This window comes from Fulvivirga sp. (assembly GCF_040220315.1).
In the GTDB taxonomy this organism is placed as follows: domain Bacteria; phylum Bacteroidota; class Bacteroidia; order Cytophagales; family Cyclobacteriaceae; genus Fulvivirga.
This window is the reverse complement of record NZ_JAVJUY010000367.1, coordinates 1-19,292: the sequence shown is the minus strand read 5'-3', so window position 1 is coordinate 19,292 and position 19,292 is coordinate 1. Positions and strand designations below refer to the sequence as shown.

The 19,292-nt window shown below is 37.5% G+C and carries 16 protein-coding genes; 5 read left to right on the top strand and 11 right to left on the bottom strand.

Annotation, left to right across the window (positions count from 1 at the left end; all coding sequences use genetic code 11):
* The 3 genes from RLO81_RS19145 to RLO81_RS19135 form a co-directional block, all read left to right on the top strand.
* A partial coding sequence (locus RLO81_RS19145) for an ABC transporter permease (protein ID WP_350115624.1) occupies positions 1-810 on the top strand: 810 nt, incomplete at its 5' end.
* 65 nt (positions 811-875) lie between these two features.
* On the top strand, positions 876-4,097 hold the full coding sequence (locus RLO81_RS19140) for a DUF7948 domain-containing protein (protein WP_350115621.1): 3,222 nt from the start codon (positions 876-878) through the stop codon (positions 4,095-4,097).
* A 4-nt stretch (positions 4,098-4,101) separates the two neighbouring features.
* On the top strand, positions 4,102-5,466 hold the full coding sequence (locus tag RLO81_RS19135) for an NAD-dependent succinate-semialdehyde dehydrogenase (protein ID WP_350115618.1): 1,365 nt from the start codon (positions 4,102-4,104) through the stop codon (positions 5,464-5,466).
* Here RLO81_RS19135 and RLO81_RS19130 read toward each other — a convergent pair whose 3' ends face one another.
* From RLO81_RS19130 to apaG, 4 genes are all read right to left on the bottom strand, one after another.
* Positions 5,467-5,661: a hypothetical protein gene (locus tag RLO81_RS19130; RefSeq protein WP_350115615.1), complete on the bottom strand. Its 195-nt coding sequence runs from the start codon at positions 5,659-5,661 to the stop codon at positions 5,467-5,469.
* 62 nt (positions 5,662-5,723) lie between these two features.
* Positions 5,724-6,890, bottom strand: a complete 1,167-nt coding sequence (locus RLO81_RS19125) for a hypothetical protein (protein WP_350115612.1) — start codon at positions 6,888-6,890, stop codon at positions 5,724-5,726.
* Between the two features lie 39 nt (positions 6,891-6,929).
* The gene (locus RLO81_RS19120) at positions 6,930-7,709 is read right to left on the bottom strand and encodes an O-methyltransferase (protein ID WP_350115609.1); all 780 of its coding nucleotides are present in this window, start codon (positions 7,707-7,709) and stop codon (positions 6,930-6,932) included.
* Positions 7,710-7,718: 9 nt separating this feature from the next.
* A complete protein-coding gene (gene apaG, locus RLO81_RS19115) occupies positions 7,719-8,105 on the bottom strand; it encodes a Co2+/Mg2+ efflux facilitator ApaG/CorD (RefSeq protein WP_350115627.1) in 387 nt (128 codons plus the stop codon).
* Between the two features lie 82 nt (positions 8,106-8,187).
* Between apaG and RLO81_RS19110 the strand changes: the two genes are divergently transcribed.
* The gene (locus RLO81_RS19110) at positions 8,188-8,850 is read left to right on the top strand and encodes a uracil-DNA glycosylase (RefSeq protein ID WP_350115606.1); all 663 of its coding nucleotides are present in this window, start codon (positions 8,188-8,190) and stop codon (positions 8,848-8,850) included.
* A gap of 93 nt (positions 8,851-8,943) precedes the next feature.
* Here the strand turns inward: RLO81_RS19110 and lepB are convergent, their stop codons facing one another.
* From lepB to pyrG, 7 genes are all read right to left on the bottom strand, one after another.
* Positions 8,944-10,089, bottom strand: a complete 1,146-nt coding sequence (gene lepB, locus RLO81_RS19105) for a signal peptidase I (RefSeq protein ID WP_350115603.1) — start codon at positions 10,087-10,089, stop codon at positions 8,944-8,946.
* 55 nt (positions 10,090-10,144) lie between these two features.
* Entirely contained in the window at positions 10,145-10,864 is a 720-nt protein-coding gene (dapB, locus tag RLO81_RS19100; RefSeq protein ID WP_350115600.1) for a 4-hydroxy-tetrahydrodipicolinate reductase, read from the bottom strand.
* A complete protein-coding gene (locus RLO81_RS19095; protein WP_350115597.1) occupies positions 10,864-11,475 on the bottom strand; it encodes a DUF5683 domain-containing protein in 612 nt (203 codons plus the stop codon). Before RLO81_RS19095 ends, dapB begins: the two co-directional genes overlap by 1 nt.
* Positions 11,475-12,359 carry a ParB/RepB/Spo0J family partition protein gene (locus RLO81_RS19090; RefSeq protein WP_350115595.1) on the bottom strand — a complete coding sequence of 295 codons (885 nt, stop codon included), beginning with the start codon at positions 12,357-12,359 and terminating at the stop codon, positions 11,475-11,477. Before RLO81_RS19090 ends, RLO81_RS19095 begins: the two co-directional genes overlap by 1 nt.
* Positions 12,360-12,369: 10 nt before the next feature.
* The gene (locus RLO81_RS19085; protein ID WP_350115593.1) at positions 12,370-13,140 is read right to left on the bottom strand and encodes a ParA family protein; all 771 of its coding nucleotides are present in this window, start codon (positions 13,138-13,140) and stop codon (positions 12,370-12,372) included.
* A 257-nt stretch (positions 13,141-13,397) separates the two neighbouring features.
* Positions 13,398-15,209: a membrane protein insertase YidC gene (gene yidC / locus RLO81_RS19080; protein WP_350115590.1), complete on the bottom strand. Its 1,812-nt coding sequence runs from the start codon at positions 15,207-15,209 to the stop codon at positions 13,398-13,400.
* A gap of 14 nt (positions 15,210-15,223) precedes the next feature.
* Positions 15,224-16,837 carry a CTP synthase gene (gene pyrG, locus RLO81_RS19075; RefSeq protein ID WP_350115587.1) on the bottom strand — a complete coding sequence of 538 codons (1,614 nt, stop codon included), beginning with the start codon at positions 16,835-16,837 and terminating at the stop codon, positions 15,224-15,226.
* A 273-nt stretch (positions 16,838-17,110) separates the two neighbouring features.
* On the opposite strand from pyrG, the gene RLO81_RS19070 reads away from it, so the two are divergent.
* Positions 17,111-19,292, top strand: a 2,182-nt coding sequence (locus RLO81_RS19070; protein WP_350115584.1) for a DUF8696 domain-containing protein, incomplete at its 3' end; no start/stop codon positions are given.

Genomic DNA, 19,292 nt, shown 5'->3' with positions numbered 1-19,292 from the left:
ATAACCAGAGAATACAGAGTGACTTATCGTGACTCTATACATACTTCTGAAGAATTGGTAGAGGGTGAGTTGCAACGTGTTACTAACGATTCCATTTATGTTACTATTTCTAAGGGTATGCATGAAAATTTGGAGGTTGGAGTTGGCGATACTGTTATTTTTGATGTACAAGGAATCCCTATCACAACTTACATAAGTGGAATAAGAGATGTGGATTGGCCGGTTGACCCGCCAAACTTTATTTTTGTTTTCCCTAATGGAGTACTTGAACAAGCTCCGCAAATTTATGTGCTTACCACCCGCATTGATGCCCAAAGTGTGGCCAGCCAATATCAGCGACAATTGGTAGCGTTGTTTCCTAATGTTTCGCTTATTGACCTTAGTCTCATCTTGTCAACCATTAATGAGTTTTTTGATAAAGTATCATTTGTCATTCGATTTATGGCATTGTTTAGTGTGTTAACAGGCTTGGTGGTATTGGCAGGTGCAGTATCAAACAGTAGGTATTTACGTTTGCGCGAGAATGTATTGTTGAGAACCATAGGAGCGGTTAGCAAGCAAATAGTACAAATGACCATTTTGGAATACATTTACCTGGGCTTTTTTGCTGGCCTAACCGGATTGCTGCTTTCATTACTTTCAGGATTTTTGCTGGCTACCTTCTTTTTTGAGGTGATCTTCTTGCCTGACTATCTGAGTCTTATCTATATCTGGCTTGCTATAATAGCTCTAACGGTTATTGTTGGCTGGTTAAATACCAGAAGTGTTATCAACAGATCGCCATTAGAAGTACTCAGAAAAGAGGTCTGACTTATGTATCTTTAGTATTTCTATGGTTGAATTAGTCGGATCAAAATCAAGTAAATGCTAATTCTATGCTATCTGTAAAAGGGTGCACCTTTATATTATTATTCATAATTTCAACTATTGCTCAGGCTCAAATAAAGCTGATTGAAAATAAGGGTCAATACCCGAGGCAGTTTGAGTTTGTAGGTAATATACCCGGTGGTCGGGTTTTCTTCTCAAAATCTGGATTAATGTATGAGTTTACGGATTTTGATTATCACAAACATCATACTAATGACGCCATTGACAAATTAATGGATGAATCAGGATCCAACATGGTCAATGGACATGCTTATAACTGGAGCTTTATCAACCCAAATCCTCATACAACTGTAACAGGTCATCAACCCGAAGCTACGCTACATTCATATTTTTTTGGAGATAAATCGAACTGGGTGAGTGGAGCAAGAGAGTTCAAAGAAATAGTCTTTGAAGATATTTATGCAGATATCGATTATCGATATGCAAAAACAGAAGGTACTATTCGCTATGATTTTATTGTGCATCCTAATGGAACACCAGAAGATATTAGAATAGCGTTGGATGGCTTGAGTGAATCGTTTATTGATGGATCGGGTAATTTGAATCTAATCACTTCAGTTAGTAAGGTAATTGAAACAAAGCCGTACACCTATCAAATAATTGATGGGCAAAAAGTAGAAATACGCAGCCTTTTTCATTTGGAGAATAATATTCTCTCTTTTGATTTAATAGATAAATATGATCCATGCTATGATTTAATTATTGATCCAACACTCATTTTCTCTACTTATTCAGGATCTACGGCAGATAATTGGGGGAATACAGCCACTTTTGATAGCAAGAGTAACTTGTATTCAGGAGGTATTACAAATCATTATAATGATGGAAGCTTTCCAGCAACTTCTGGAGCTTTTCAGGTAAGTACCTCTGGCTTCTGGGATGTTGCCATTATTAAATATGATTCATTAGGTCAAAATGCGTTGTATGCCACCTATTTAGGTGGCGAACATTCAGAAGTGCCTCAAAGTATGGTCGTAAACGGTAATAATGAATTGTTGATCATGGGTGTTACAAGTTCAACATCATTCCCTACCAATAATGCCTTTAGCTCTACATTTAATGGAGGTGAAAGATCACTGGCGTTTGGGTCTGATGGTGATAATCTGTTTTTTGAAAACGGCACAGATATTTTTATTTCAAAATTAAGCACGGACGGCCAAAATCTACTGTCTTCCACCTTTATTGGGGGAAGTGATAATGACGGTTTAATGTCTGTTGGTAATCCGCTTACAGCAAATTATGGAGATCAATCGAGAGGTGATATCTTCATTCGATCAAATGGAAATATTCTAGTGGCTTCAAAATCATCATCATTAGATTTTCCTGTTCTCAATTCAATTCAATCTAACAATGCTCAAGGTGTATCCGATGCAATTATTTTTGAGATGAGTCCTGATCTAAGTTCCTTGAATTTTTCAACTTATTTTGGAGGAAGTGGCATGGATGCTGCTTATACAGTTAAGGAAAGCAGTACAGGCAAAATAATATTTGGAGGCGGCACTCAATCATCAAACATTGCGAATAACCATGCTAATTTCTCATCCACCAGTTTTGGTAATATCAATGGTTGGCTGGCCATTATTGATGGGACTACTTACGCCTTGGACACAGGTTTTTACATAGGTACCGGACAATACGATCAACTGTATTTTGTTGATTTAGATATTGATGATAACATTTACACGTATGGGCAATCTGCCGGCTCGTTTCCAGTGGTGGGTGGTGTCTTTACTTCCGGAGGTGGCCAGTTTATTCAGAAATGGAATAGCGATTTAACGAGTTTAATAGCTTCTACCAAATTTGGAGCCCCTGGTGATGATCCTGACATTTCGCCTACAGCATTTTTAGTTAATGATTGCGACAATATCTATATCAGTGGTTGGGGTGGTGGTACAAATGGGACACCATACATCGGTGGAGGCACTACAAATATGCCCATCACCAATGATGCATTTCAGTCAGTAACCAGTGGCTCCGACTTTTATTTAATGACCATTTCTTCTGATCTCAGCAGCTTATTATATGCCACTTATCTGGGAGGTAATCAATCTAATACGCATGTGGATGGTGGAACGAGTCGTTTTGATAAAAGAGGTTTCGTATACCATGCCGTTTGCGCAGGATGCGGAGGTGTTTCTGATTTTCCAACTACCGAAGGTGCTTGGTCTGACACTAATAATAGTCTTAATTGTAATAACGCAGCTTTTAAATTCGATTTAGCCACATTAAGAGCTCGTATTCGAACTAACAGTATTACGTTAGATAAACCGGGTATTGAAAATATCTGCTTTCCTGATGAAATAGCCTTTCAGAATTTAAGTATAGGAGGTGTAGATTATCAATGGGATTTAGGTGATGGTACTTTTATCAATACATCAGATACGGCCACTTTTTTTCATCAATATGAACGTGCAGGTTTCTATCGCGTAACGTTAAAGGCGATCGACCCTACTACCTGCATAGGCGAGGATATTACTTCTGTTAATGTTAGAGTAAATACACCAGCTTTTACTGTAATCGATAACCAGGCAATTTGTGAAGGAAGCTCTATAGAACTCAACGCTAATGGCGGAGTCAACTATTTCTGGATAAGTAGAGATGCTACGTTTCAATCTGAAGAAAAAAGTCCGGAGGTAAGCCCGGAAGTAACTACAGTATACAATGTAACCATCACAGATGATTTAGGCTGTAATGCCACCGATACAGTTCGGGTAGAAGTAGTGCCAAGAGTTGATGTAGATTTTACTTTCACCAAAGAAACAGACTGTTTTAGTAGGTCGGTAATTGGCTTAACAAATACAAGCGATATAAATGAGGGTGATGTATATCAATGGAATTTGGGCGATGGAAATACCTCAGATTTGGAAAAATTTGTTTACAACTACGAGCAAGATGGAACCTATGAGGTTAGGTTGATAGGTAGGAAAGAGTTCTGTGTGTATGAGAAGAGTGAACTGATCGAAATTAATACCATTAAGGTGCCAAATGTATTTACACCTAATAAGGATGGCGAGAATGATGTATTTGAGATTATTTCAGCTACACAGGTAAGCCTTAAAGTCTATAATCGATGGGGGCGGTTAATTTATGAAAATGAAGATTACGAAGATAATTGGAATGGTGGAAATGAGCCTGCTGGTTTATATTATTACGAAGCTGTTATTTCCGATGAAACTACTTGTAAAGGTTGGGTGCATTTACTAAAATGATACTATGGGCATTAAATCAATCAATCCGGCAACGGATCAAGTTATAAAGGAATATAATGAACATACTTCCAAAGAAGTAAAGGAATATATTTCTAAGAGCCATTTGGCTTATGAAAGCTGGCGCAGGGTTTCGTATTCTGAGCGTGCCCTATGTTTAGTAAAGGCCGCAGAAATTTTAAGAAAGCGTAAGTCAGATTATGCCCAATTAATGGCATCTGAAATGGGAAAGGTGCTCAAGGATGGCGAAAGTGAAATTGAAAAGTGTGCCTGGGTTTGTGAATATTACGCAGAACAGGGGGAGGAAATGCTTGCGGATATTCATGTTGAATCAGACGCTACCGAGAGCCTCGTATCATATCAACCATTAGGGGTTGTTTTAGCAGTAATGCCCTGGAATTTTCCGTTTTGGCAGGTATTTAGATTTTTGGCTCCGGCTTTAATGGCCGGCAACGGAGCGGTGTTAAAACATGCTTCAAATGTTACAGGCTGTGCATTGGCCATAGAAGATGTAATTACTGAAGCAGGTTTTCCTAAAGACTTATTTAAAACTCTCATCATCAATTCAGATCAGGTTGAATCCGTAATAAGCAATGAACATGTTCAGGCTGTTACTTTAACAGGTAGTACCCCTGCGGGTAAATCGGTAGCATCTATAGCAGGTAAGAATATTAAAAAATCGGTGTTGGAATTAGGCGGCAGCGATCCTTATATAGTTCTGGAAGATGCGGACATTGAACTAGCGGCTAAAACATGTGTAACCAGTAGATTGATAAATAATGGCCAAAGCTGCATTGCAGCCAAGCGGTTTATAGTAGTGAGTAGCATCAAGGAGGAATTCGAAAAACAGGTGGTTTCTAATATGAAGCAATATACATTTGGCGATCCTTTTAACGATGTGAATTTAGGTACGATGGCTAGAAAAGATTTACGGGATGAACTGCACGATCAGGTGATTAAAAGCATAGAAATGGGCGCCACTTTATTAATGGGCGGGGAGCTAAAAGATGGTAAAGGTGCATATTATGCGCCAACAGTATTAACAGATGTGAAATGGGGTTCACCTGCATATCATGAAGAGCTTTTTGGCCCTGTTGCCAGTATTATTGAAGCCAGTAGCGAAAAAGAGGCCATTAGTATTGCCAATGATAGTTTCTTTGGACTTGGAGCGGCTGTTTTTACAAAAAATATCGAGAGAGGGAAAAAAATTGCAAGAGAAGAAATTCAATCGGGCAGTTGCTTTGTGAATGATTTTGTAAAATCTGACCCTCGACTACCATTTGGAGGTGTAAAAGGCAGTGGGTTTGGCAGGGAGTTGGGTGCTTTTGGAATTAAAGAGTTCGTGAATATAAAAACGGTTTATATCAAATAGTTAGGAATTATCTAGCATTACCTTAACGGTTCGTAGTTTTTCAATTAATTCGTCAGGATAATCGCTTCTGTATTTTTTTGTGTAATTAATAGCCCTTTCTATCTCACTGGCACTGTATGGAATTGTGTTTACTTTGCCCTCATAATAGTCGCGAATCCAATTAATTACTTTTACATTTTTGTTTACAAAGAACATGTCTTTTTAGGATGTAACTTATCTTTTAAATTAGATAGGCACAATACCCAGAATTAGGTATTTTACATCAATTCAATTTGATTTTTGAATAAAATAGCAGCAGAATCTAACAACTCCAGCCTACTCTTCAACACGTTTGTATGGTCTTCTCCTATTAGATTATAAACTTCCTCAGGGTACTTTTCCTTAATTATGGCTTGAACAATAGAATCATTCAAGGTATTTCTGATCTTCATGGATGTGCTGCTGAAATCAGATTTGGACAACCCTTTTAAAAATGCTGAGTCTAATTCATTAGTTTTCACTGCTATGCTAAAAATGCTTTCCCCTTTTCTAAAGGACTTGAATTTATTGGTAAGGGCAATGACCACGGTATTCACTAACCCATCATCAAATCGGCAAAATGCCATATCCCTGTCAATAGGAAATGGCTTTATGGTTTGACCTAATGAATCAGACTCCAGAACCCATTTCCATTGCCTGCTATGCCTATCCCAATCACTAATTAACAAATCAAAAAGGCGGCAATGTAAGAAGGCCACTGTGTCAAATTTAAAATTGTTGCTCTTTCCAGTAAGAAGGTCAAATAATTCCTCCGTGTTCAAAATATCTTTAGGATTATTAAACCTGGGCCTATTTTTCCATTTGGATCCTGGTTCTTCTTCAAACAGAACCGCCTTGCCAGCAAGAAAGTAGTTGATACTATCATGAAAATTAGGGTTATAAGGAACATATGCTATCCGTGGCGATGTATGAAAAATACCAAGTGCCTCTGACAACCCGGAAATCACTTCTGAATTAAATGGGTTCAGTGCTGAGGTCTGATCTCGTAATAACAATCTTAATGCAGAAGGGTAGAGCCAGTCAGGCAATACTTTACCCTGATCTTTATCCAACGTGCGTAAGGTAAAGCTCCGTTTCTCACGGTCTCTCACTTCTATGCTGGTAGTTTGCATACCACCACCCACTTTATGAAAATAAAACGTATCAAGCCGATGCAATACTGGGAGTGATACTTGTGTGCTCCAAACGTCTCTGTAATGACTTCCAAATAATACCTCAACCAACCTGCTCCGATCATAAAAATCGCTTGCATTAACAGTTGTAAATTTCTTGGTAGGCGAGAGGTTTTGATTCTTAGCTTCTTCCAAATGATAAGTAGTACTAAAATGACGCCTTTCTTTGAAATTTATCAGGTTAGGCAACCCATAAAAAAGGAAGATCAGCACTACACAAGTCCATATAATTTTCTTTTTGGTATTGATAACTTAAAAAGTTAAAATGTGGTCTTGCTTTCTTATCTCCGGATTAATGAAGATTAATCCAAATTGGAATAGATCGATGCTTAATGTTACTTCAAATTTTTCTTTTATCTCATTCCAGGCCCTTTCCATTTCAGCATTTCTATGAATATCATCAAAAACCAAACATGCTTTATCATTGCATCTTTTTTGAATAAGGTTGAAGTAATTCAGAGTGGCTTCATAGGTGTGATTCGCATCAAAAAACACTAAATCAATATCGGAAGCCTGGTGCATATACTTTGGCAGTGTGTTATTGATATTACCTTCAACAACAGTTACGTTACTTCGGTTATTACCTTCAAAAACAGCCTGAGCTATCGCCACAAGCGATGCACTCCCCTCAAATGTTACAACCTTTCTTGATGGCTCACAACTCAGGTAAAGTGTATTTATGCCTAACGAGGTGCCCAGTTCAATTATATTTTTGGCTTCTAAATAATCAGCTAACCGGTCTAAAAACTGACAATATTTTTTTCTGGTAATGCCTCGCGAAGCAATAGTTGATATTTTGTTGGAAGCATTTAGTGTTGACTTTGAACCAAAATCTGTCAGCTCTATTTCTTTATCACTGTTAATAAACTGTGTTCGTATTTGCTCAATTTCTTGATAACACGGTTTTGCAACATGCTTCTGCTTAATTAATTTTTGAAATAAATCATATACAAATGGGCTATGCAACGAGTGCTCATTTTCTTCGTTCAGCCAATAAGAAATAAGGCTTTTGAATTGGTGTAGAAATGACAAATCCGGAAATTAGTTGAGTTTGAAAGGTGCCACCATGGTAAATTGAGGTATGGCTACACTAAACCGGTTGCCATCAACGAGTTTTTCCATAATAAATTCACCCTTCATCTTACCGAGGCCCGATTTAAGGTTACAACCTGAAACATACTGATGGTATTGACCAGGCTCTAAAATAGGTTGCTGACCAACAACTCCTTCACCTTCTACTTCTCTCATGGAGAGGGCAGCATCATAAATTTCCCACTTTCTTCTAAGCAATTGTAGTGTACTATCGCTTTGGTTTTCAATTGTAACACGGTAGGTGAAAACATAATGGTACTGACTTGGGCTTGAATAAGCCGGCTGGTACTCAGTTTCTACACTGACCTTCACACCCGCAGTAATTTCAGTGACCATTTTATCCATCAATATTATTTAAACACCCCAATTTATCGATTAGTTTTAAATTTAAATGTAAAATATTGGAATACTAAAGAATATGGATGTAAAAATTGAGAGCTCTTGGAAAGATAGGTTAAAGGATGAATTCGAAAAAGAGTATTTCAAAAGCCTTGTAGAGTTTGTAAAAAGCGAATACATGGTTCATACTGTTTACCCACCTGGTAAGCTCATTTTTAATGCATTTGATCATTGTAGTTTTGATAACACACGAGTAGTAATTCTCGGACAAGACCCTTACCACGGCCCTGGGCAGGCGAATGGATTGTGCTTTTCTGTGGCTGATGGTATAAGAAAACCGCCTTCTTTGTTGAATATTTTTAAAGAATTAAAATCTGATTTAGGGATTGAAATTAGAGAATCAGGAAACCTGGAACACTGGGCTGAGCAGGGGGTTTTATTACTTAACGCCACATTAACAGTGCGAGCAAATACAGCCGGTTCTCACCAAAAGAAGGGTTGGGAAGTGTTTACCGATGCTGTGATTAAAAAAGTGTCTGAAGAAAAAGAACACGTGGTTTTTATCCTTTGGGGAGCCTACGCGCAGAAGAAAGGAGAGATTATCGATGCCAATAAACATTTTGTCGTTAAGTCTGCACATCCATCACCTTTTGCCGCTGATAGAGGCTTTTTTGGAAGCAAACCGTTTAGTAGAGCGAATGAGTATTTGAAGAGGAATGGAATGGAAGAGGTGAGGTGGTAGACTTTGGTTTTAAGTTCTATGTTCAAAGTGTATAGTCTAAATAATTGAAGCACATTAAACTTTGAACATAGAACGTTGAACTTTAGACTAATCCTAATCAATCAAATTAAAGAACCTTGTCCATCTCACTTTATTAAAGAAACTCTTATTGCCATCTAACGAAAGCCAAATAAAGAAGCCCTTACCTACAATGTGATCTTCAGGTACAAAACCCCAGTAACGAGAATCCAGTGAGTTATGGCGGTTATCACCCATCATAAAGTAGTAATTCTGGTTAAAGGTATATTCAGTAACTTCATTGCCATCTAAAAACAATTTCCCATCTCTAATCACAGCATTTTCAGTATGATCATAGAGAGTAATGGCATCACCATAAGTGGCAAGTGTGCTTCTGTTAATAGGAATGGTCATTCCTTCTTCAGGCATCACTATCGGGCCATACCAGTCGGCATTCCATGGGAATAACTCGGGGTCATTCGGAAAAATACCCTGATCAAGTTCACCCTGATTATAAGGTTCAAATCGTTTAAATGGATTATTGGAGGCCGGTCGTATTTCCTTTACATAAGATTCTTTGCTTAACCCCTCTACCTGCTCACTTGTTAAGTAAAGTAGCTGTACAGGTGGGTCATTTGATAAAAGCTGAATTTCCGGTATGTCAAACTTATCCAATACACGCTGGCTCAGCGCATTCGTTGAAAACACGAGGTATGAATATTGCATCTGATCCGGATTCTCAACTGGACTGCCATTAATAAATATCTGCTGATCTTCAATTTTTAATGTATCTCCAGGAAGGCCTACGCATCTTTTAATGTAGTTGGTTTTAAGGTCTATTGGATAATCGATGCCCTCGTTAAGATGAACAGGCGGAATATTAAACACGACTACATCATTTTGCTTGACGTCTGTAAACCCTGGAAGCCTGTATTGAGGCAACTGAATCCAATCTACATAAGAAGGAATGTCTGTTAACCAAATTTTCTGATGTGTTAAAGGCACCTGTAAAGGCGTTTTTGGAGTACGCGTACCATAGTGGAACTTGCTCACAAAAAGAAAGTCGCCCACCAAAAGTGATTTTTCCATAGAAGGAGTAGGGATGGTAAAAGCTTCCATAATCAACCATCGGATAAGTGTTGCGGCTACTACAGCAAAGGTGATGGCATCTACCCATTCTCTTACTTTTGATTTAGGCTTCTCTTCCTTTTTCTCTTTCTTTTCCCAGAATTTCCAATTCATAGTTTGTATGTTTTTGACACTAGTATTATAGTTTGCAATTTCCTTACAACACTGTTTAAATTTTTAAATCTTTTAGAAAATCAGCCATACTTTGCACACCTCTTTTGTCTTGCAACCACTCTGCAACTAATACTGCTCCCATGGCAAAGCCTTTTCTTGAATGTGCCGTGTGCGTAATTTCAATATCGTCTATTTCAGAAGTATATTTTATAGTATGTGTACCAGGGGCTGGGTCTTTTCTTATTGCCTCTATTGGTAGTATTTCGTTTGCTTTTTTTTCTAACGACCAGTCAGAATAATCACTATTCTCTATAATACCTTCCGCCAAAGTAATAGCTGTCCCACTTGGGGCATCTTTTTTTTGGGTATGATGAATTTCCTTTATTGAAGCCTGATACTGCTTTTGTGAGCTCATTAGCTTCGCTAACTGCTTATTCAACTGAAAGAATAAATTCACACCTATGCTATAATTAGAGGCATAAAAGAATGTGCTTCCTTTTTCTATTGTTAGCTGTTCAATTTCCTGCTTTTTGTGAAGCCAACCCGTGGTGCCACTTAAAACCGGAATGTTTTGGGTCACACAATACAGCAAATTTTCATATGCAGATTCAGGCTCAGAAAATTCAATGGCTATATCTGTATTTTTAGAATTATAATTTGATAATTCTGAAGTGTTGTTTTTTGAAATTTTTCCAACGATTGTATGATTTCTTTCTAAAGCAAGGGCTTCAATTTCTTTGCCCATTTTTCCATAGCCAATAAGGAGAATATTCATTAGAATTTGAATTTAAGGCTCAGGCCCGTATTAAAACTAGTTCGAGAGAATTGATTTCTTTCCAACATAGGGTCGATTGAAACCCTTAAATCAGGATTGAGTTCAAATTCTTTTAAATGTGCGTCTATATGAGCATCCAGAATTTGAAGCAAGTAGAAAATGCCGGTTAAAATCATGTAGTAATCACGTTCTCTTCTCGCTTTGTCAATGGCCGATCTCAATTGCTCTTCATTAGCACCTGATGGGGGTGTGAAATTATCATCTTGTAAAAGCTGAAATAGTTGACCCCTAAAATCAGTATATTCATTATGGTAAAAGTTAGCAGTGGCACCTAAGAAAATAAGTCCGCCATAAACAATGGGCAGCTTCCAATACTTCTTATTATAAATTTGTCCACCACCCGGAAAAATAGCTGAATACAACGAGGCTTTTCTAGGAACAAACTTATCCGCATAGGTCTCAATTTCTTCAATATTCACTTCTTTATCACTTTCCACAATAATCTCATCGTTATTTCTGGTAGAGTCAGAAATAACTGATGGTGGTGATAGTTGACCAAAAGCGTCAATGCAGAAAATTAAAAACAAAATAAATAGCGTAAGATTCTTCATCAGACATCTAAAATCTCAAGAATTCTATTTAAGTCATCTACGGAGACAAAGGGTATTTTGATTTCTCCTTTATTACCATCTGACTTTACCTGAATCTTTGTTCCGAAGTGGGAGGTGAGCTTATGTTGTAAATTTATTATCTCTTTGTTGGTTTCTTGTGGTTCTTTAGCACCAACTTTTTGTGTGCTAGCTTCAGTTCGAACCAGCTCTTCTACTTTTCTTACTGATAAGTCCTGACTAATGATTTTTTTGAATATGTCGAGCTGAACACTTACATCTTCCACGCCAATTAGTGCTCGTGCATGCCCCATAGATATTCGTTTGTCTCGGATAGCGGCCTGAATATCCGGAGGTAGCTTAAGAAGCCTTAAATAGTTAGTAACGGTAGTCCTGTTTTTGCCAACCCTATCACCCAACTCCTCTTGTTTTAGGTTACATTCAGTTAAGAGCCTCTGATAACTTAATGCAATTTCAATCGCATTAAGGTTTTCTCTTTGAATGTTTTCAATAAGTGCCATTTCCAGCATTTGCTGATCGTCAGCAGTACGAACATAGGCCGGAATGGCTTCTAATCCTGCTAATTTTGATGCCTGATACCTGCGCTCACCAGATATAAGTTGGTACTTGCCTTTACTTAACCTTCTTACTGTTATTGGCTGGATAATACCCTGCACCTTAATGCTTTCGCTAAGTTCTTGCAGTGCTTCTTTATCAAAGTGAGTTCGAGGCTGAAAAGGGTTCACTTCAATTTCATCAAGTCTGATTTCACTGATAGAACCTATTTCATTGGAATCACCTGTTTTAATGTTTTTATCCATTGAAGGAGAATCATCAAGTAAAGCACCCAATCCTCTTCCTAACGCATTTTTTCTTTTTGCTGACATCTTTTAATTCTTATGATATGCCGTTTTTGGTAAGTATTTCCTTAGCCAGGTTTAAATAACTTACGGCACCCTTACTCTCTGCATCGTGCGCAATAGCAGGCACACCAAAACTTGGCGACTCACTAAGCTTTATATTTCTAGGGATGATGGTATCAAACACTATCTTTTTAAAATGTGTTTGAACTTCTTCTACCACCTGGTTAGACAACCTTAGTCTTACATCGTACATGGTTAACAATATCCCTTCAATTTCTAACTGTTTATTTAACCTTGTTTGGATGATTTTTATTGTGTTCAATAATTTACCCAAGCCCTCCAAAGCAAAATATTCGCACTGTACCGGAATTATAACGGAATCAGCAGCAGTTAACGCATTAATAGTTATCAACCCCAATGAAGGCGAGCAGTCTATGATAATAAAATCATATTCGCCTCTAATTTCTTTCAGACTGTCCTTCATTCTTTCTTCGCGCCTATCAATACTTACCATTTCTACTTCAGCACCCACAAGGTCGATGTGCGAAGGTAAAATGTCCAGAAACTCAATATCTGTTTTATTGATGGCTTTCTTTACACTTACACCATCTACCATGCATTCATAGATGCTATTTTCTACTTCTCTTGGATTAAGCCCTACCCCTGATGTAGAGTTCGCCTGTGGGTCAGCATCTACAATAAGTGTCTTAAATTCCAAAGCTGCTAAACTGGCGGCAAGGTTGATGGCAGTGGTAGTTTTACCAACTCCACCTTTTTGATTTGCAATGGCTAGTACTTTAGTCATTAACGAAGTAGTTTTTAAGTTTTAGTTATGTTGATTCCTTAGAAGTTTTATAGTCGCATTAATAGGCTGTTAATGAGCTTTTTACTATCTGAATGCTGCAATTTCAGGCATTTTTAGGAATCATTCCTTTATTAATTAAGGGCTACAAAGATATAAGTTTAATTGAATTATGTAAGAGCAAAGTGATTCCAAATAAATAAAATGAAAAGCCCTCATTTAGAGGGCTACTTTCATTCGTATTATATGGCTAAAGAATACTATTTTTTGCCTTTCTTTTTTGCCTGGGCTTTCATAGCATCTTCAAGTCTCTGCTGAAATTTAGACTTCTTTCTATTACCCGCATTTTTCTTATTCTCATCCAATATGGTTCTTATTTTATCTTCATCAACAAACTTTCTTATCAACACCTGTTGTCCAAACGTTACAATATTGGAAACAAAGTAATAGAAACTCAGTGCCGCTGGGTAGGAGTTAAGCACAAACATGAAAATAACCGGCATCATGTAAGACAAAGATTTCATAGGCCCTTGCACGGAACTTACTTGCTGTTGAGAGTAGGTAATAAGTATTGTAGAAGCTGTCATGAGCAACACAAACAAACTTACATGGTCTCCATAAAAAGGTATTTCAAATGGCAGACTCATGATGGAATCATAATTTGATAAATCATCGGCCCATAAAAACCCTTCACCTCTTAATTCTATGGACTGAGGGAAGAAGTAGAACATGGCCAGTAGAATAGGCATTTGTAAAAGCATTGGCACGCAACCACTTATTGGATTTACTCCCACTTGCTGATATAGCTTCATTTGCTCTTGCTGAGCCTTAGACATATCATCACCGTGCTTTTCCTTTATTTCATCGAGCTCAGGTTTAAGCACTTTCATTTTTGCCATTGATAAATACGACTTGTACGAAAGTGGTGATAATACCAGCTTGATAACCAAAACAATTAGAATAATGATTAATCCATAGTTGTCAAGTACGTTATTTAGTAAGTCAAATAATGGGATGATTACATATTTGTTCACCCAAAGCATAGGAGGATACCCTAACCATAAATTTTTAGAAAAACCTTCCGAAAATTCAGTTGTAATGTGGTAATCATTTGGACCAAAATAGTAGGTAAAATTACCACCTTCACTAGTCGTAATATCTTCCTTAGGTATGCTAAGTGATACCTTAGCATTTTTAACCATTTCAGGGTTGTTTAAATCAACATCTGTTGAGAACTTTCCTTTTGAAAAACTCTTTTCTGCGAGAATTGCAGAAAGGAAGAATCGCTGCTTAATTGTAGACCACTTTATAGATTCATTGACAATTTCTTCCTCGTATTCAGTGGATCGCTCGGACAACTCATCAAAACCATCTGAAAGAGTATAATAGTTAACAGTAGAATTAATTCTACTCATTTCCACATCTTTCTCCTGGGTAATCATCTGCTCATTCCAGTTGAACAGAATCTCATCTTTTGTAACATCACCATCTAACCCAGTGAGTTTAAGATTGTAATCTACTTCATAGGTATCATGAGCAAGAAAATATTGATGACTTACCGATTTCCCATTTCCAAGGTTCAATGAAAATGTAATGGTCTGGCCATCAGAACTGTTTGAAGAACTGGAGGAATAATACAATTCATTTAGATCAATGGATTTACTCATTGAAGTTATAAGGGTCGAAAACTCATTGGTTTTTTCAGTTATCAAACGAACAGGCTGGTCATCTTTCGATTTGAAATTCTTTAGAAGCACTTCGGTAATCTTAGCACCTTTTGTGTCGATAGATAGTTTTACTAACTCATTTTCAAGCACTGCTAAGGTACTTTCGCCATTAGCTCCTGGAGCGAAAACGCCATATTTAGTTCGATTCTCTTCATCCAATAATGAATCAGGTAGAGTTGGCGCAGGACTAATAGCAGCCGAATCAGGCATGTCTAAACTTTTCTCTACTTCTTCAGTCTGAGCAATTGGTTCTTCTTGTGGCGGTACTTCTGGCTTAAAAAACGTGAAGTACGTTATGAGCATTAAGGCTATAAGTATTAAGCCTGTAGCTTGATTTTTATCCATTTCTAAGAATTATTTTATGATTTTTTCTTAACGATTGCTGCTTCTATAAATTTTACAAATAAAGGGTGCGGATTAAGAACCGTACTTTTTAGCTCTGGATGATATTGAGTGCCAATAAACCACGGATGATCCACTAACTCAACAATTTCAACCAACCCTGTTTCAGGGTTTATACCTGTAGCTTTCATACCAGCTTTTTCTATTGCCTCTAAGTACTTGTTATTAAACTCATAACGGTGTCTATGTCGTTCACTGATATTTTGTTTTCCATAAACTCCGTATACCTTACTTCCTTTTTTCAGTTTGCAAGGATAAGCACCTAATCGCATCGTTCCACCCATATCGGTTACTTTTTTCTGATCCTCCATCAAATCAATCACCGGATTTTTGGTTTTCGGGTCAATTTCTGTTGAAGAGGCATCTTTAATCTTTAGTACGTTTCGAGAGAATTCTATTACAGAACACTGCATTCCCAGACAAATCCCGAAGAATGGTATATTGTTTTCACGAACATATTTTATTGCTTCAATTTTACCCGGAACACCCCTTTCACCAAAGCCTGGTGCAACCAGAACCCCATCCAACTCACCCAAAAGTTCTTTGGCATTATCTGAGGTTATAGATTCAGAAGATATCCAATGCAGATTTACTTTACACTCGTTGTATGCTCCAGCGTGAATAAATGACTCTACAATTGATTTATATGCATCTGGCAACTCTACATACTTGCCAACTAACCCAATTTCCACTTCATCGGTTGGGTTTTTGAGTTTTCCTAAAAATGTTTTCCACTGGTCAAGATTAGGCTCTTCTTTATTGCTGATTTTTAACTTTGATAATACCCTTTCTGCCAGCTTCTCTTTTCGCATTAGTATCGGTACATCATAAATTGTTTCTGCATCCAATGCCTCTATAACAGAGTTGATATGCACGTTACAGAACAAGGCAAGCTTCTTTCTTATATCTTGAGGGAGGTGCCTTTCAGATCGGCACACAAGTATATCTGGCTGAATACCCGCTTCTAAGAGTTGTTTAACAGAATGTTGAGTTGGTTTGGTCTTTAATTCTTTAGCCGCGCTTAGATAAGGTATTAACGTTAAATGAATTACTAAAAAGTTATTAATCCCAACATCCCATTTTACCTGTCTTACGGCCTCAATAAACGGCAATGACTCTATATCACCTACACAGCCTCCAATCTCAGTGATTACAAAATCAAATTCGCCACTTTCACCCAGCTGATAGATGTTGCGTTTAATCTCATCAGTAATATGTGGTACAACCTGTACAGTTTTGCCAAGGTATTCACCTTTTCTTTCCTTGGTAATCACATTATTATAGATTCTTCCGGTTGTAACGTTGTTGGCTTGAGATGTGGGTGAGTTAAGAAATCGCTCGTAATGTCCTAAATCCAAATCAGTTTCAGCGCCATCGTCTGTTACAAAGCACTCACCGTGTTCATAGGGGTTTAATGTGCCCGGATCGATATTAATATAAGGATCAAACTTTTGTATGGTTACATTATAGCCTCTGGCTTGAAGTAGCTTACCTAAAGAAGCAGAGATGATACCTTTTCCGAGAGAAGATGTTACCCCACCGGTAACGAAAATATATTTAGCAGAGGCCATAAGTTGATTTAGCTGTGATTTTGTTGTTTAACTTATGGGATGCAAAGGTATTAGAATAACTTGATTTTATTAAATGAACCTTCTTAATTATTCAATAAAAAAGAAAAACTGACAAAAATGGCTGAAAGTGTATGTGCATAAGGTTACTACTGCTTCCAAATTCATATTAAAGCTAAGATTAGTTTAAATAGATTAATTATTTAAACTAATTATTAATTACTAAGATTATTGTTAGTTTTATCAGCTTAAGTCAATATTGATTTTTTACTTGGAATGAATATATACACCCGTCTAACGTTAGTTCTCTTATTTGTTGGTTTTGGAAATATTGCTTTTGGGCAAACTATATGGAATTGTTCTGATGTTACTAGTAATTTCCAGGATTTCTTTCCAGTCTCAAATAAGTGTTCTCCAAGAGATCTCCTTTGGACAGTAAAATTTCGATTTCCCTCTGAGGATGTTGGAGCTCCAGCTAATGGTTATAGGATACTGTTTTTATGGGATCTTGATAATGACCCTGGCAATACTACAATAGTAAATGCAACTTGGGATGGTAATGGTTATATAGCGACAGGAACGTATACTTATCCTAAAAATGGATTAGCATGTACTTATAACCTTAGAGCGAGACTATTAATTTTGGGTAAGCCAATTTGCGGTAACACAACAACTAATTTAGATCAATCTTTAATAGTTTGGGATGATATATCAAATGCAAATATTGGAAATCATGATATAAATCAAAGTGCTGGTTCTACTGGAGTAGAAATTGGCGAAACGGTTGAGGTTTGTTTAGATGATAATGCTGCAGTGGTGATTGAAGATGCTAGTACATTCAACTGTACCGACCCCTTTGAGATTGTTCCAGCTAATCAGAATAACGAGGCAAGGTGGGTACAATGGGTTTATGGTACTGCAAGTTCAATAACAACCGGTGGTCTGGCATCTCCAGATGCCGAAAAGATTAGTATTAATGGTGTGTTTTATGATAACTCTGAATTACCGATATATGGTGTTCCAGAGTATTTACCGGCAAATGTATTACTACCTAATAGTATTTCTGATGACATTACTATGCCTGCTACAGGAGCTAATGTAGGAGAAGTATTCACTGTAACTATGCGAAGTTGGAATACGTGTAATCCTTTTGATGACAACGTGGCTGATGGCGGTCTGAATCCAAATCAGGCCCCTATGACCTTTAATATATATGGCCCTGGTACAGTACCATCACCATTGGGAGGTCCTCCATATTATGCTAGTTCTGATCCTATTTCTAGGACATTTGATATTGTTATTGCCCCAAAACCTCCGGACCCAACTCCTGTTGATAGAGTTATATGTTCGGGTGATGCTTTGCCTGACTTTCAGATAAATATACCTGTAGCACCGATTGACCATGTTGAATGGTATGAAGACAATGCGGGTACTGTTGGTACTTTTATCACTAATACTGCAACAAATACATTGCCTGTAGGAAGCTATTCCCCAGGATCGATAAATACCTCCATTCCAGGGAATTTCACTGTTTGGGCTTTATATGTATCAAATACTGGTTCACAAAATTGTGAAAGTTCGGCCGTCCCTGTTTCTCTTACAATAAGAGAAGACCTTACCCAACCTAGTGTAATAACAGGAACATCACCTATTTGTAACAACACCAATAACGTTACCTTTTCAGTAGCTGGAGCCCCAGGCAATAACCCATTTGGAGGTGCTATAGAGTACGAATGGAGTAGTACCGGAGGAGGTGGGGTCAATTTAGACGCCACTACTGGTAATAGTATAACAGCCGATTTTAATATTGGAGGTTCATTCACCTCAGTGACAAGAACAATTCGAGTAAGGCGAATTTATTCCTCTGCTCCAACATGTCCTTCAAATTACAGAACTTTCACGGTTACTATTTTTGGAACAACTCAAGGAGGAACGACTGGTCCAGATAATGACATTTGTGAAGGAGATAATACTGGAGTAATAACATTAACTGGTAGTAGAGGAACTATACTGAATTGGGAAAGACAATTCAATGGTGGTGGTTTTGTTGATATTGGTAATAATGGAAATACTACCTTCAATGAAGTATTAGCAACGGAGGGGACTTATGAATACCGAGCAGTAGTGGATAATGGTCCATGTCTTACCCAAAATAGCTCAATTACGACAATTACAGTTAATCCAATACCTGCCACACCTACAATTACAGAAGTAGGTGACGGAACAACTATATGTCAAAATGGGGATCAGGTTATTTTGCAGTCAAGCAATACTGATGGAAATGCAGATGAGTATGCCTGGTATAAAGATCCTGATTTGGTTACACCTATTCAGCAATCAAATAGCAATCAATTAATACGTACAACAGTCGCTCAATCAGGAAGATACTATGTTCAGGCAATAGGTGTTAATCCAACCGATTGTGAGAGTCCACTTTCTGTTCCTATTGATATAGTCA

Excerpts from the sequence above, each read along its gene's own strand:
- RLO81_RS19140 (WP_350115621.1), top strand. The coding sequence starts at position 876 with ATGCTATCTGTAAAAGGGTGCACCTTTATATTATTATTCATAATTTCA.
- RLO81_RS19135 (WP_350115618.1), top strand. The coding sequence starts at position 4,102 with ATGGGCATTAAATCAATCAATCCGGCAACGGATCAAGTTATAAAGGAA.
- RLO81_RS19130 (WP_350115615.1), bottom strand. The coding sequence starts at position 5,661 with ATGTTCTTTGTAAACAAAAATGTAAAAGTAATTAATTGGATTCGCGAC.
- apaG (WP_350115627.1), bottom strand. The coding sequence starts at position 8,105 with ATGGTCACTGAAATTACTGCGGGTGTGAAGGTCAGTGTAGAAACTGAG.
- RLO81_RS19110 (WP_350115606.1), top strand. The coding sequence starts at position 8,188 with ATGGATGTAAAAATTGAGAGCTCTTGGAAAGATAGGTTAAAGGATGAA.
- lepB (WP_350115603.1), bottom strand. The coding sequence starts at position 10,089 with ATGAATTGGAAATTCTGGGAAAAGAAAGAGAAAAAGGAAGAGAAGCCT.
- dapB (WP_350115600.1), bottom strand. The coding sequence starts at position 10,864 with ATGAATATTCTCCTTATTGGCTATGGAAAAATGGGCAAAGAAATTGAA.
- RLO81_RS19095 (WP_350115597.1), bottom strand. The coding sequence starts at position 11,475 with ATGAAGAATCTTACGCTATTTATTTTGTTTTTAATTTTCTGCATTGAC.
- RLO81_RS19090 (WP_350115595.1), bottom strand. The coding sequence starts at position 12,359 with ATGTCAGCAAAAAGAAAAAATGCGTTAGGAAGAGGATTGGGTGCTTTA.
- RLO81_RS19085 (WP_350115593.1), bottom strand. The coding sequence starts at position 13,140 with ATGACTAAAGTACTAGCCATTGCAAATCAAAAAGGTGGAGTTGGTAAA.
- yidC (WP_350115590.1), bottom strand. The coding sequence starts at position 15,209 with ATGGATAAAAATCAAGCTACAGGCTTAATACTTATAGCCTTAATGCTC.
- pyrG (WP_350115587.1), bottom strand. The coding sequence starts at position 16,837 with ATGGCCTCTGCTAAATATATTTTCGTTACCGGTGGGGTAACATCTTCT.